The sequence below is a fragment of the Paractinoplanes toevensis genome, assembly GCF_018332695.1.
Classification (GTDB): Bacteria; Actinomycetota; Actinomycetes; order Mycobacteriales; family Micromonosporaceae; genus Actinoplanes; species Actinoplanes toevensis.
Genome location: NZ_BOQN01000118.1, coordinates 1 through 12,368, shown reverse-complemented (window position 1 = coordinate 12,368; position 12,368 = coordinate 1). Strand labels below are relative to the sequence as shown.

Here is a 12,368-nt window from a genome sequence, read left to right as displayed (position 1 = left end):
CAAGGATACGGAACGTATGCGGGACCGACAACACGGCCCTCCGATCTTGATCCGACAAAGGTCATAAATTCCCCGGTCGGATACCTGACCGTTCCTGATTCAGGACTGCTGCTCACGGCCGTCCTCGCCGAACCAGCGGGCCAGCCGGCCGCGCCGGCTCACCGCCCGCAGGCGCCGCTCGGCCACGTCCCGGACCGCCGCCGTGGCCACGATCAGCAGCGCGTCGCCGGTGCGCAGCCGGGTGTCCGGACCGGGCACGAAGCCGGCGCCGTCCCGCACCACCAGCGTCACCGAGGCACCGGCCGGCAGGCGCAGCTCGTCGATGTAGACGCCGGACAGCCGCGACCCGGATGCCACGTCCAGCTGCAGCAGGTCGGCCTGCATGTTCTCCAGCGGCGCGGTCTCCACGTGGATCTCGGCGGCCTCGTCCGGCGCGGTCACGCCCAGCAGCTTGGCGGCCCGGCCCAGGGTGCCCGCCTGGAGCAGGGTGAAGATGATGACCAACACGAAGACCGCGTCGAACAGGCCGTCCGCCCCCGGCGTGCCGGCCGAGAGCGGGATGGTGGCCAGCACGATCGGCACCGCGCCGCGCAGCCCGGCCCAGGACAGGAACGCGGTCCCGCGCCACCCGACCCGGTTACCGGGCCGCCGCGGGCCGCGCACCGGCCGGGCCAGCACCGCCGACGCGATCACCGACAGCGGGCGGGCCAGCAGCACCAGGGCCAGGCCGACGACCAGCGCGGGGACCAGGGCACCGGCCAGCCGGCCGGGCGAGGCGAGCAGGCCGAGCAGCACGAACAGGCCGATCTGGGCGAGCCAGGCGAGGCCGTCGGCGAAACCGAGCACGGCCCGGCGGTGCGGCAGGCGGCCGTTGCCGAGCACCACCCCGGCCACGTAGACGGCGAGGAAACCGGAGGCGTGCGCGACGGTGCCGGCCGCGTACGCGAGGACGGTGAGCCCGACCGCGGCGATCGGGTAGAGGCCGGCCGACGGCAGGGCCGCCCGGCGCAGCGTCCAGCGCCCGGCCACACCCACGGCCACCCCGATCGCGGCGCCCGCGGCCAGCTCGTACGCGACGATCACCACCTCGTACCACCAGGGGTGGTGGCCCAGCACCGGGGCGCTCAGCAGGACGACCAGCAGGACCACCGGGGCGTCGTTGAGGCCGGACTCGGCCTCCAGGGTGGTGACCAGGCGGCGCGGCAGCCGCAGGCGCCGCAGAGTGGCGAAGACCGCCGCGGCATCGGTGGAGGAGAGCACCGCACCGTAAAGCAGCGCCAACCGCCAATTCAGACCAAGGATGAAATGTGCGACGACACCCACCACGAGGATGCTCACCGCGACGCCGACCGTGGCCAGCGAGGCCGACAGACCGAGAACCGGCCGCAGCGTGCTCCACCGGGCGGTCAGCCCGCCCTCCGCGATGATCACGATGAGCGCGCAGAAGCCCAGCGTGCGGGTCAACTCCGCGTCGTCGAAGCGGATGCCGAAGCCGGCCTCCCCGATGATCATGCCGATCGCCAGGTAGACGAGAAGGCTGGGCAGGCCGAGCCGGGTGGAGACGCGCACCGCGAACACCGCGACCAGCAGCACCGCGGCCCCGACGAGCAGCGCGATGTCGAGGTGGCCGGTCACGCCGAGCCGTCACGCAAGGCGACCAGGCGGGCGAGGGTCTCGTCGCTGTCCGTGGTCACCGTGAAGACCTTGTCGCGGCTGGTCGCACCGAGTCGCAGCGTCACCGCCGCCGGGCGTACGCCGAGCGCACCGGCGAGTGCCCGCCGCACCGCCTCGGTCGCCTTGCCGTCGACCGCCGGCGCACCCACCGCGATGATCAGCGCGGGCCCGTGCGGCCCCTCGTAACGCCCGCCGACGCGGTCCCGGCCGGCCCCCGGCCGCACCCGGACGACCACGGACAGAGCTGCGGTTTCGGCGGGACGGCGGTTGACCATGCCCCACATTGTGCAGGGAGTAGCGCCCCGGCCCTCAGTTGGCGGGCGGCGGCCCTCAGTTGCGGGCGGCGGCCGCGACCAGGCGGTCGACCGGGCGGCACAGGCCGCAGGGGCTGAAGCCCAGCTCGACGGCCTCGTTGACCGGGATCGGCTCGCTGAGCCGGCCGACCAGGTGCTGGCAGTCCGGCACGTGGTAGCGCGGGCGGCCGTCGACGACCAGCACCTCGGCGTCCATCCGGGCCACCCGGACCGCGTCGCCCGGGCTCACCACCTGCGGCAGCGGCTCGTCGGCCGGATCGTCGTCGTCGGCCTCGCCGAGGTCGTCACCGGCCAGGTCGGCGTCCACCGGTTCGGCGTGCGCATCGGCCCGGCGCCACGCGTGCTCCCCGGGGTTCTCGCTGCGTGCGGCGTTGATCGCCTCGGCCGCGCGCTCGTAGTCGGGTTCCGGCTCACCTAGACCGGAGTCGTCGACGAGGTCGAGGCCGTCGTCGTGACGCGCACCCGAGGCGCCGGCGGTCATGCCGGCGGCGGCGTCACGGCGGCCGGCCTCGAAGGCCTCGTCGCGCTCGTCGCGGAAGTCATCGCGGAAATCTTCGCGGTCGTCGCGGAAGTCATCGTGGTCGTCGCGGAAGTCATCCCGCTCGTCGCGGAGCGGACCGGTGTCGAACTGCACGGTCTCGCGCCGGTCCTGGCTGTCGGCGACGAACTCCGGCTCGGCGACAAATGCGGGTTCGGCCACAAATGCTGGTTCGGCTGCGAAGGCCGCGGCCGGGTCGGCAAAATCGTCGGTGCGAGGGGCCGGCTCGGGCACCGCCTCCTCCGCGGCGCGGCGGGCGCCCGCGCTCTGGCGGGCGCCGATGACCAGCGCGACCGCGGCCAACAGGCTGGCCACGATCGAACTGATGAGGAGATTGCTCGAACCGCCGGTGAGGCCCAGCACGAGCAGCGTCACCGCGACGAGGATGAGCAGCAAACTAGCAACGATCATGGCTCATCCTCGTCGGGGTTACCGGGGGTGGAGGGTCAGCGCCCGGACTCGATGGCACCGGTGCGGGAGCCGCCGTACGACCCGGCGAGGCCGGCCGCAGCGAGACCGCCGGAACCACCGACCGCACGAGCCGAATCGGCTCGCGACATCTCGGCTTCGAGTCCCTGGCCACGACCGTCGAGGTCGCGCAGCTGGCTCTCGAGGTACGCCTTCAGTCGCGTGCGGTACTCCCGCTCGAACTGCTTGAGCTCCTCGATGTGCTTCTGCAGCGCCGACCGCTTGGCGTCCAGGCCGCCCATGGCTTCCTGGTGGCGCTGGCGAGCGTCGCGCTCGAGAGCGTCGGCCTTGGCGCGGGCCTCGCGGGTGACCTCCTCGGCCTTGGAGCGGGCGTCGGAGAGAAGCTTGTCCGCCTCGCGACGGGCGTCGGAGACGTGGTCGTCGGCCGTGCGCTGGGCCATCATCAGCACCCGCAGGGCCTGCTGCTCACCGTCACCGCCGGCACCACTGGGCGCACCGACCGGGCCCTGGGCCCGGACCTGCTCCAGCTCGGCCTGCATCTGACGGGCGGCCTGCTCGGCCTGCGCCTTGTCCCGCTGGACGCGGTCCAACTGCGCCTTGACATCGTTGAGCTCGGCGGCGAGACGGGGGTCGGCACCCGAGACGGCTGGCGCGCCACCCCGGCCGCCGCGCTCCACCTGGGCGCGCAGCTCGTTGTTCTCTTCGATAAGACGGGCGAGTTCGCGCTCGACCTCATCTAGGAAGGCGTCGACCTCCTCCTCGTCGTACCCCCGCTTGCCGATCGGGGGCTTCTTGAAGGCGACGTTGTGCACGTCGGCCGGGGTCAGCGGCATCGAAACTCCTCGGGTCAGTCGCGGCCGCGGTGGGGGCTGCTGTCTAGCTGTACGTCGAGATCAATTTAGTTAGCACTAGTTCCATGAGCACGAACAGGATAACCAGCAGCACGATGGAAGCCAGGTCCAAGCTCACGTTACCAATGCGCAGCGGTGGGATCACACGCCTCAACGCCTTGAGAGGCGGGTCAGTGACGCTCCACACCGTTTCGAGTGCCGCCGACGCGCCCCTGCCGGGCTGCCACCGCCGTCCGTACTGGAGTACCGCGGACAGAACGAACCTGGCCAGCAGGACCAGGACGAAAAGATAGACCACAAGGTAGAGGATTTGGAACAGGATCGACAGCACGTCTGAGGGTCCCCCACTCGGGTGAGCTATGCCGGGTCAGCTCTGGTTGAAGAACCCACCCTCAGCGATCTTGGCCTTGTCCTCCGCTGTGACCTGGACATTTGCCGGAGAGAGCAGGAAAACCCGGTTCGTAACGCGCTCGATCGTACCGCGAAGTCCGAACGCCAGACCCGCCGCGAAGTCGACCAGCCGTCTAGCGTCACCCTCATCCATCTCGGTGAGATTGATGATGACCGGTACACCGTCGCGGAAGTGCTCCCCGATGGTGCGCGCCTCACGGTAGGTGGTGGGGTGCAGCGTGGTGATCTGGTACCGCTGCTCCTCCTCGACGGGGCGGGCCTGCGGCTGCGGCTGGTGCACCTGCTGGGGCGCCAGGGCCAGGTTGTCCCGGGTGGCGTAGCTCAGCGGAGCGGCCTGCTCGCTCGACGTGTTCGGCCGGGTGATCGAACGCACGCGGGCCCGATCCGACGAATCCACCCGATCGTGGTCATCGAGGTCCGCGCGGGACAGCCGCTCCGAGACGCGGGTCCGCTCGGTGCGGGCGCGTGGGACCGCCCGCTCCTCCTCATCGACCTCGTCGTCCTCGTCGTCGATGTAGCGGGAGCTCGAGTAGCGGTCGCCGCGGTCACGGTCGCGATCGCGATCCCGGCCACGGTAGGAGGACTCGCGGTAGTCCTGCTCGCCGTAGTCGCGGTCGTCGTCCTCCTCGACCAGGCCCAGCCAGACGCCCGCCTTCCGAATCGCGCTCATGCCCCCACCCCATTCCGCACCCGGGCGATGTCGACCCGACCAGACATGTCCCCCACCTTCAGTCCGCTACGCGGTGCGCGCCCCCCGGCGAACCGCTCCCCCCTCGCGGTGCCGACCGTCCGATCCGGACCGGCAACGCCATGCTGCTAAACAACACCTATGTAGTTTGCTGCCCGCCGCAAGGCTACCGCAGCAGGTTTCGCATTCCGAGCAAAGAAGTGCCGATCCGGACGTGTGTCGCACCGTGCCGGACGGCCGCCTCCATATCGCCGCTCATGCCGGCCGAGATGGCCGTCGCCGCCGGGTGCCGCTCGACGAGCCGGCCGGACAGGACGGCCAACTGCTCGAACGCGCGGTCCGGGTCCCACTCGCGGGGCGCGACCGCCATCACGCCGCCGAGCCGGAGGGTGGCCGTGGCGGCCACCGCGTCGGATATCCGCCATAGATCGTCGCCGACCGCACCGCCCCGGGCCGCGTCGCCGTCGATGCTCACCTGCACCAGCACATCAAGCGGCACCGGCCGGTCGGCGGCCGCCCGGTCCAGTGCGGTCACCAGCCGGACCGAGTCGACCGTCTCCACCACATCCGCGTACCCGGCCACCGACCTGGCCTTGTTCCGCTGCAACTGGCCGATGAAGTGACATCGCGGCGTCGCACCGGCGGCCCGGGCCGCCTCGATCTTCGGCCCGGCCTCCTGATCGCGGTTCTCGCCCACGTCGGTGACGCCGAGCTCGGCCAGCAGCACGACGTCGCCGACCGGGTAGGTCTTGGTGACCGCCACCAGCGTGACCGCGTCCGGCTCCCGGCCGGCCGCCACGCAGGCGCGTACGATCCGCTCCCGCACCTGGGCGAGGGAAGCGGCGAGCTCGTCGCGCCGCGCGGCGTCGGTCACCGGCCCTCAGGAGCCGTTCTTGAGAAAGTCCGGCACGTCCACGTCGTCGAACAGCACCCGCCGCGGCGTCTGCGCCGGCGGAGCCTGCGGCGTGACCACCGGCGGGGCCGGCGTCGCGGGCGCGGTCTGCACCGGCGGGGTGACCTTGCGCGTGGTCTCGACCGGCTTGTACGACGGGGTGCCGCCGTCGAACCCGGCCGCGATCACGGTGACCCGCACCTCGTCGCCGAGCGCGTCGTCGATGACCGCGCCGAAGATGATGTTCGCATCCGGGTGGGCCGCGTCGGTGACCAGCTGGGCCGCGTCGTTGATCTCGAACAGGCCCAGGTCGGAGCCGCCGGCGATGGAGAGCAGCACGCCGCGCGCGCCGTCCATGCTCTGCTCCAGCAGCGGGCTGGAGATCGCCTTCTCGGCCGCCTCGACGGCGCGGTTGTCGCCGCGCGCGCTGCCGATGCCCATGAGGGCGCTGCCCGCACCGCTCATGACGCTCTTGACGTCGGCGAAGTCCAGGTTGATCAGACCCGGCGTGGTGATCAGGTCGGTGATGCCCTGGACACCGGAGAGCAGGACCTGGTCGGCCTGCCGGAACGCGTCCATCATGCTGATCCCGCGGTCGCCCAGCGCGAGCAGCCGGTCGTTCGGGATGACGATCAGGGTGTCGCACTGGTTGCGCAGCTCGTCGATGCCGGCCTCGGCCTGCACCTGGCGGCGCTTGCCCTCGAACGAGAACGGCCGGGTGACCACGCCGATGGTGAGCGCGCCGAGCTTACGGGCGATGTTGGCGACGACGGGCGCGCCGCCGGTGCCGGTGCCGCCACCCTCGCCGCACGTCACGAAGACCATGTCGGCGCCCTTGAGCACCTCTTCGATCTCGTCGCGGTGGTCCTCGGCGGCGTTCTTGCCGACCTCGGGCTGAGCGCCGGCGCCGAGGCCGCGGGTCAGCTCCCGGCCGACGTCGAGCTTGACGTCGGCGTCACTCATGAGCAGCGCCTGGGCGTCGGTGTTGATCGCGATGAACTCAACACCCTTGAGCCCCACCTCGATCATGCGGTTCACGGCGTTGACGCCGCCACCGCCGATCCCGACGACCTTGATGACCGCCAGGTAGTTGTGTGGAGGTGTCATCGGGCTCAGCCTTCCCTTCGGGGTTGGCGGATGTCGTGGGCCCCGTGCGGTCCGGCCAGGAACCGCAACTCGAACATCCGCTGCCGTACAAGGGAGGGCGAGGAAACCCTCACCCTCTACTAGAGGCTTAGGGTTATGTCAACCATTCAACCTCTGGGGGCAACGTAAACGCATGTAATGCCGCAACCAAGGACCGGCGCGGCGTGTCGAGGGGCGCTTACCTGGCGAATATCCGACGCGGCCGTAACCTCCAGAAAAATACGCGGTTCCTGCCCGAATGTCCGCTTAGTTACCCGCTCAGCGGATAGTCACGACCTTCGGCGCGCTCACATCGATCTGCTTCGCGGCCTTCTTCAGCAGGGCCGTCGCCACCTGGCTCTTGGTGTCGCTCTCGGTGTCGTCGCCCCAGACCACGACCCGCTCCTTGGTCAACTGCAGCCGAATCTGCGCCGGCGTGGCCGCCGAGATCGCGACCAACTGCTCCCGCAGCTCGGCGCTGAGGGCGTCCAGCACGGTCAGGGCGGACCGGGTGTTCACATCGGACGGTCCGGGCGAGGCGGTGCGCAGCAGCGGCAGGCCGTCCGGCTGCCGGCTCACCTCGCGGTACGGCACCCCGGTCGCGTCGATCAGGGTGAGCTTGCCCGGCGCGACCGGCACGGCCGCCACCGGAGTGCGCTCGACCACCTCGACCACCAGGGTGGACGGCCAGCTGCGGCGCACCGTGACCCGGTCGACCGCGGCCAGGCCGCGCACCCGGGCCCGCACCGCGTCCAGGTCGACCCGGGCCAGCGGTTCCGCCATCGGCACGGCCGCCGCGTCCTCGACCTGCAGCGTGGTCAGGAACTGGACGCCGACCACCTTGACGTCACGCACACCGAGCAGCGGCGTGCCGTAGACGACCCAGGCCAGGCCGCCGATCACCAGCGCCACGCCGGCCGCGACCGCCCACGGCAGGGCGGCCCGCAGCCGCCGCTGGCGGGCGCGCGCCATGAACCGCCGCGCCGAGGACGGCACCGCGTCGGTGTTCGCCCGGACCAGCCGCCAGTTGCGCCCGCCGCCCCCGCTCACGGTCGCTTACTCCGGCTGCCCGGCGGCCAGGGCCGTCAGCAGTTCGTCGCCCATCATCGAGATCGGCGGGGCGCCCATGGTCACCACCACGTCGCCGGGGCGGCTGCGGCGCAGCACCTCGGCCGGGACGTCCTCCCAGTCCGGCACGAAAACCTTGCGGTCGGCCGGCAGGTCGATGGCCGCGGTCAGCGCCACCCCGCCCTCGCCCGGCCCGCGCACCTCGCCCGGCCCGAACACCTCCATCACGATCACCTGGTCGGCGATCGCCAGGCCCTCGGCCAGTTCGGCCTGCAGGTCGCGGGTGCGGTAGACGCGGTAGGGCTGGAAGACCACCAGCAGCCGGCCGTCACCGGCCACCTCGCGCAGGGTGAGCAGCGCGGCCTTGACCGAGGTCGGGTGGTACGCGTACTCGTCGTAGACCCGGATCCCGGCGGCGATGCCCTTGCGCTCGAAGCGCCGGCGCACCCCCGGGAACGAGGCCAGCGCCTCGGTGATCTTGTCGAGCGGCAGGCCCAGGCGCAGCGCCGTGAGCACGGCGGCGGCGCTGTTCAGGCCCATGTGCTTGCCGGGCAGGGCCAGCTTGATCTCGCCGAGCGAGGTGCCGTCCAGCCACGCCTGGTAGCGCACGCCGCTCACGGTGGAGACGACCTCGCTGATCCGCAGGTCGGCGTCGGCGCTCTCGCCGTACGTCCAGACCGTGCGACCGGCGGCCCGCAGCGCCGCGATCAGCTCCTGGGTGCCGGGGTCGTCGGCGCAGGTCACCACGAAGCCGTCGTCGTCGGTCAGCCCGGCGAACTGCAGGAACCCGGCCTTGAGCCCGTCCAGGTCGCCCCAGTTGTTGAGGTGGTCGCCCTCGATATTGGTGATGATCGCGACGTGCGGCCGGTAGATGAGGAAGGACTTGTCGGACTCGTCGGCCTCGGCCACGAAGTGCGGACCGGTGCCGTGGTGCCCGTTCGAGCCGGCCTCGGAGATCTCGCCACCGATCACGAAGGACGGGTCCTGCCCGGCGTGCTGCAGGATCACCGTCATGATCGAGGTGGTGGTGGTCTTGCCGTGGGTGCCGGCCACCGCGATGGTCTGCCGGTTGGTCATCGCCGCGGCCAGCGCCTCGGAGCGGTGCAGGATGCGCAGGCCACGCCGGCGCGCCTCGGCCAGCTCGAGGTGGTCGTGCGGGATGGCGGTCGAGTAGACGACGGTGTCGACCCCGTCGAGGTTCGACGGCACGTGCGACATGTGCACCGTGCCGCCCAGCGCGCGCAGCGCGGCCAGAGCCGGCCAGTCGCGCAGCTCGCTGCCGGAGACCGGCACCCCGCGGGTGAGCAGCAGCCGGGCGAGACCGCCCATGCCGACCCCGCCGATGCCGATCAGGTGCACGCTGCCCAGTTCTTCGGCGGTCAGCTTGCCGGCCGGGGTGAGCTCCGCGGTGTTCACTGTCCAGTCCCCTTCATCGTGTCTTCGCCACCGCTTCCAGAACGAATTCCAACAGGGCTTCGTCGCCGTCGCGGCGCCCGTAGCGGGAGGCGGCGGCACCCATCATCGCGAGCCGCTGCCGGTCGCGTGCCAACGGGATGATGTGCTGCTCGATCCACTCGGGGGTCAACTCGGCGTTGTCCACCAGCATGCCGCCACCGGACTCCACCACCGGTAGGGCATTTCGCTTCTGTTCCTGGTTGCTGTGGGGGTAGGGAACGTAGACGGCGGGCACGCCGAGCGCGGTCGTCTCGGCCACCGTGATCGCGCCGCCCCGGCAGAGCATCAGGTCGGCGGCGGCGTAACCGAGCTGCATGTCCGAGAGGTAGGGAATCACCACGTACGGCACCGGGAGGTCGGCGGGCACCTCGAACGGATCGTTGCGGCCACCCTGCACGTGCAGCACCTGGATGCCGGCGTGGGCGAGCCGCTTGGCCGCCGCGGCCACCGCCAGGTTGATCGTGCGGGCGCCGGACGAGCCGCCCGAGACGAACAGCACCGGCAGGTCGGGCCGGAGGCCGAACTGGTAGAGCGCCTGCGGGCGCAGGGCCGCCCGGTCGAGGTGGGTGAGCGCGGTGCGCAGCGGCACGCCGACGACCCGGGCGTCCTTGAGCGACTCGGCCGCCTGCGGCTGGTTGGGGAAGCCGACCGCCACGTTCTTGGTGAACTTCATGCCCATCCGGTTGGCGACGCCCGGCGGCACGTTGACCTCGTGGATGACGATGGGCAGCTCACGGCGCCAGGCCGCGAGGTAGGCCGGCACCGACACGTACCCCCCGAAACCGACCACGACGTCGGCCTGCACCTCGTCGAGGATCTTGCCGGCCGCGTGCGAAGACTTGTACATCCGGTCCGGGGTGCGCAGCAGGTTCAGGTTGACCGAGCGCGGCAGCTGGAAGGCCGGGATCACGCGCAGGTCGTAACCGGCCGGCGGGATCAGCTCGTTCTCCATGCCCTTCGGGCTGCCCAGCGTGGTGATCCGGACGTCCGGGAAGTGCCGCCGCACGGCGTCGGCGAAGGCAAGCAGCGGATAGATGTGGCCGCCGGTGCCTCCTCCGGCGAGCACGACCGACCGCAGCAGACCCATCACCGTCTCCTTACACCCCCGGCGTCGGCAGGTGCCCGGCCGGCTTTCTTGGCCGGCTGCCGTTGCGGGGGGAGCGGCGGCAGCGGGGCCCAGACTAGCCGTACCCATCTCGCGGGCGGACGGGCGTTCAGGGCCTTGGCCGCGTCCGGTTCGGCACGGGCGAACGAGGCGAGCATGCCGATCGCCGCCATCGTCACGACGAGGGCGCTACCACCTGCGGAGATGAACGGCAGCGGCAGGCCGGTGATGGGCAGCATGCCGGTCACGCCGCCGACGTTGATGACGGCCTGGGAGACGAGCCAGGTGGTGATCGCGGTGGCCGCGAGCCGCCGGAACGGATCGACCGAGCGGCGGGCGATCCGGAAGCCGGTGTAGGCCAGCACCGAGAACAGCGCCAGCACCACGGCGCAGCCGACCACTCCGAGCTCCTCGGCGACCACGCCGAAGATGAAGTCGTTGTCGGCCTCGGGCAACCAGTTCCACTTCATCACGCCCTTGCCCAGCCCGACGCCGAACCAGCCGCCCTCGAAGATCGCCGACCGCGCCTGGATGAGCTGGTAACAGGGCCCGGCCGTGTCGCACTGGTCGAGCGGCTTGAGGAAGTCGGTGAGCCGGGCCAGCCGGTAGTTCTCCTCGCCGGTCGAGCCGGAGCCGGCACCGCCGGAGGCCGCCGCGATGAGCAGGCCGATGCCGGCCAGTCCGAGTACGCCGAGCGCCGCGAACACGCGTAGCCGCACCCCGGCCGCCCAGAGCAGGCCGACGATCAGCGCGAGCAGCACCAGCATCGTGCCCAGGTCGTTGTAGCCGACCAGGACGAACAGCAGGCCGACCACCGGGAACAGCGGGCGGGACAGCTCGCGCCAGTGCCCGAGCGCCGGGCCCTTGCGGGCGATGACGTCGGCGCCCCACAGCACCATGCCGAGCTTGGCCAGCTCGGCGGGCTGCAGGCCGACCGGGCCGAGGTACAGCCAGAGCAGCTCGGCGTGGACCGGGCCGATCGCGGCGTCCTTGATCACCCCGACCGACTCCAGCGCACCGAGCAGGTCGAGGATCGCGAGCAGCACGATCGCCGTGGCGAGGATGTATTTGCCCAGGTCGCGCAGGGTCCCGGAGGGCAGGCGCTGGCAGATCCAGAAGGCGACCAGACCGAGCAGCGCGTAGACCGCCTGGTTGGCGATGGCCGAGAAGGCGTTCCCGTTCTCCGCGTACGCCTTCACGCTGGTCGCCGAGAAGACCATGGTGAGCCCGATCAGCAGCAGCAGACCGGAGCTCGCGATCAGCAGGTAGTACGAGGAAAGCGGACGGGCGAGCAGCCCGTGCACGGCGGGCAGCAACTGCCGGCTGAGTGACGGGCGAGCCGCCGCTTGCGTTCGGTCGTCCGCCATGGACACATCATCGGTCCGGCGACACGCGAGCCCCTGTCATGACTGTGGCGTGTCGCAAAGAGATATCTATCCCATTACCGCTAGGAAGTCCGAGTAGAACAGCCCGAGACCGATCGCCACGCAGATGCCGGCGACGATCCAGAACCGTACGACGATGTTGACCTCGCTCCACCCGGCCAGCTCGAAGTGGTGCTGGAGCGGGGACATCCGGAAGACCCGTTTACCGGTGGTCTTGAACGAGATGATCTGGATCACCACGGACATCGTGATGATCACGAAGAGGCCGCCGATGATGATCGACAGCAGCGTGGTGCGGGTCGCCACGGCCAGGCCGCCGATCAGGCCACCCAGACCGAGCGCGCCGGTGTCACCCATGAAGATCCGGGCCGGCGAGGTGTTCCACCACAGGAAGCCCACACAGGCGGCCGCCGCCGCGGCCGCGATCATCGCG

General features: G+C 71.1%; 12 protein-coding genes and 1 pseudogene. All 13 read right to left on the bottom strand.

Features of this window, described 5'->3' with window-relative positions; genetic code table 11:
• Positions 1 to 99 precede the first annotated feature (99 nt).
• Positions 100 to 1,635: a potassium/proton antiporter gene (locus Ato02nite_RS40680; protein ID WP_213012042.1), complete on the bottom strand. Its 1,536-nt coding sequence runs from the start codon at positions 1,633 to 1,635 to the stop codon at positions 100 to 102.
• The gene (locus Ato02nite_RS40675) at positions 1,632 to 1,949 is read right to left on the bottom strand and encodes a DUF167 domain-containing protein (protein ID WP_213012041.1); all 318 of its coding nucleotides are present in this window, start codon (positions 1,947 to 1,949) and stop codon (positions 1,632 to 1,634) included. The genes Ato02nite_RS40680 and Ato02nite_RS40675 overlap by 4 nt, the downstream gene beginning before the upstream one ends.
• 802 nt (positions 1,950 to 2,751) lie before the next feature.
• Positions 2,752 to 2,937: pseudogene (locus Ato02nite_RS53380) on the bottom strand (hypothetical protein); the annotation flags it as partial.
• Between the two features lie 35 nt (positions 2,938 to 2,972).
• Entirely contained in the window at positions 2,973 to 3,788 is an 816-nt protein-coding gene (locus tag Ato02nite_RS40665; RefSeq protein WP_213012040.1) for a DivIVA domain-containing protein, read from the bottom strand.
• A gap of 43 nt (positions 3,789 to 3,831) precedes the next feature.
• Positions 3,832 to 4,137 (bottom strand): YggT family protein, encoded by a 306-nt coding sequence (locus Ato02nite_RS40660; RefSeq protein ID WP_203807563.1) that lies wholly within the window; start codon positions 4,135 to 4,137, stop codon positions 3,832 to 3,834.
• Positions 4,138 to 4,173: 36 nt separating this feature from the next.
• Entirely contained in the window at positions 4,174 to 4,887 is a 714-nt protein-coding gene (locus tag Ato02nite_RS40655; protein WP_213012039.1) for a cell division protein SepF, read from the bottom strand.
• Between the two features lie 184 nt (positions 4,888 to 5,071).
• Positions 5,072 to 5,779: a YggS family pyridoxal phosphate-dependent enzyme gene (locus tag Ato02nite_RS40650; protein WP_213012038.1), complete on the bottom strand. Its 708-nt coding sequence runs from the start codon at positions 5,777 to 5,779 to the stop codon at positions 5,072 to 5,074.
• A gap of 6 nt (positions 5,780 to 5,785) precedes the next feature.
• On the bottom strand, positions 5,786 to 6,904 hold the full coding sequence (ftsZ, locus tag Ato02nite_RS40645; RefSeq protein WP_213012037.1) for a cell division protein FtsZ: 1,119 nt from the start codon (positions 6,902 to 6,904) through the stop codon (positions 5,786 to 5,788).
• A 297-nt stretch (positions 6,905 to 7,201) separates the two neighbouring features.
• On the bottom strand, positions 7,202 to 7,972 hold the full coding sequence (locus Ato02nite_RS40640; RefSeq protein WP_246608010.1) for a cell division protein FtsQ/DivIB: 771 nt from the start codon (positions 7,970 to 7,972) through the stop codon (positions 7,202 to 7,204).
• Positions 7,973 to 7,978: 6 nt separating this feature from the next.
• Positions 7,979 to 9,406, bottom strand: coding sequence for a UDP-N-acetylmuramate--L-alanine ligase (gene murC, locus Ato02nite_RS40635; protein ID WP_213012036.1), 1,428 nt, complete (start codon positions 9,404 to 9,406; stop codon positions 7,979 to 7,981).
• 13 nt (positions 9,407 to 9,419) lie between these two features.
• Complete coding sequence (gene murG / locus Ato02nite_RS40630; protein WP_213012035.1) at positions 9,420 to 10,532, bottom strand: undecaprenyldiphospho-muramoylpentapeptide beta-N-acetylglucosaminyltransferase; 1,113 nt, start codon at positions 10,530 to 10,532, stop codon at positions 9,420 to 9,422.
• Complete coding sequence (locus tag Ato02nite_RS40625; RefSeq protein WP_213012034.1) at positions 10,532 to 11,917, bottom strand: FtsW/RodA/SpoVE family cell cycle protein; 1,386 nt, start codon at positions 11,915 to 11,917, stop codon at positions 10,532 to 10,534. The genes murG and Ato02nite_RS40625 overlap by 1 nt, the downstream gene beginning before the upstream one ends.
• 66 nt (positions 11,918 to 11,983) lie before the next feature.
• Positions 11,984 to 12,368: MraY family glycosyltransferase (locus tag Ato02nite_RS40620; RefSeq protein ID WP_498371291.1), on the bottom strand; the 385-nt coding region annotated here is incomplete at its 5' end.

What these genes read in the sequence shown, in the direction of transcription:
- murG (WP_213012035.1), bottom strand. Translation starts at nt 10,532, where the DNA reads ATGGGTCTGCTGCGGTCGGTCGTGCTCGCCGGAGGAGGCACCGGCGGC.
- ftsZ (WP_213012037.1), bottom strand. Translation starts at nt 6,904, where the DNA reads ATGACACCTCCACACAACTACCTGGCGGTCATCAAGGTCGTCGGGATC.
- Ato02nite_RS40625 (WP_213012034.1), bottom strand. Translation starts at nt 11,917, where the DNA reads ATGGCGGACGACCGAACGCAAGCGGCGGCTCGCCCGTCACTCAGCCGG.
- Ato02nite_RS40675 (WP_213012041.1), bottom strand. Translation starts at nt 1,949, where the DNA reads ATGGTCAACCGCCGTCCCGCCGAAACCGCAGCTCTGTCCGTGGTCGTC.
- Ato02nite_RS40665 (WP_213012040.1), bottom strand. Translation starts at nt 3,788, where the DNA reads ATGCCGCTGACCCCGGCCGACGTGCACAACGTCGCCTTCAAGAAGCCC.
- Ato02nite_RS40655 (WP_213012039.1), bottom strand. Translation starts at nt 4,887, where the DNA reads ATGAGCGCGATTCGGAAGGCGGGCGTCTGGCTGGGCCTGGTCGAGGAG.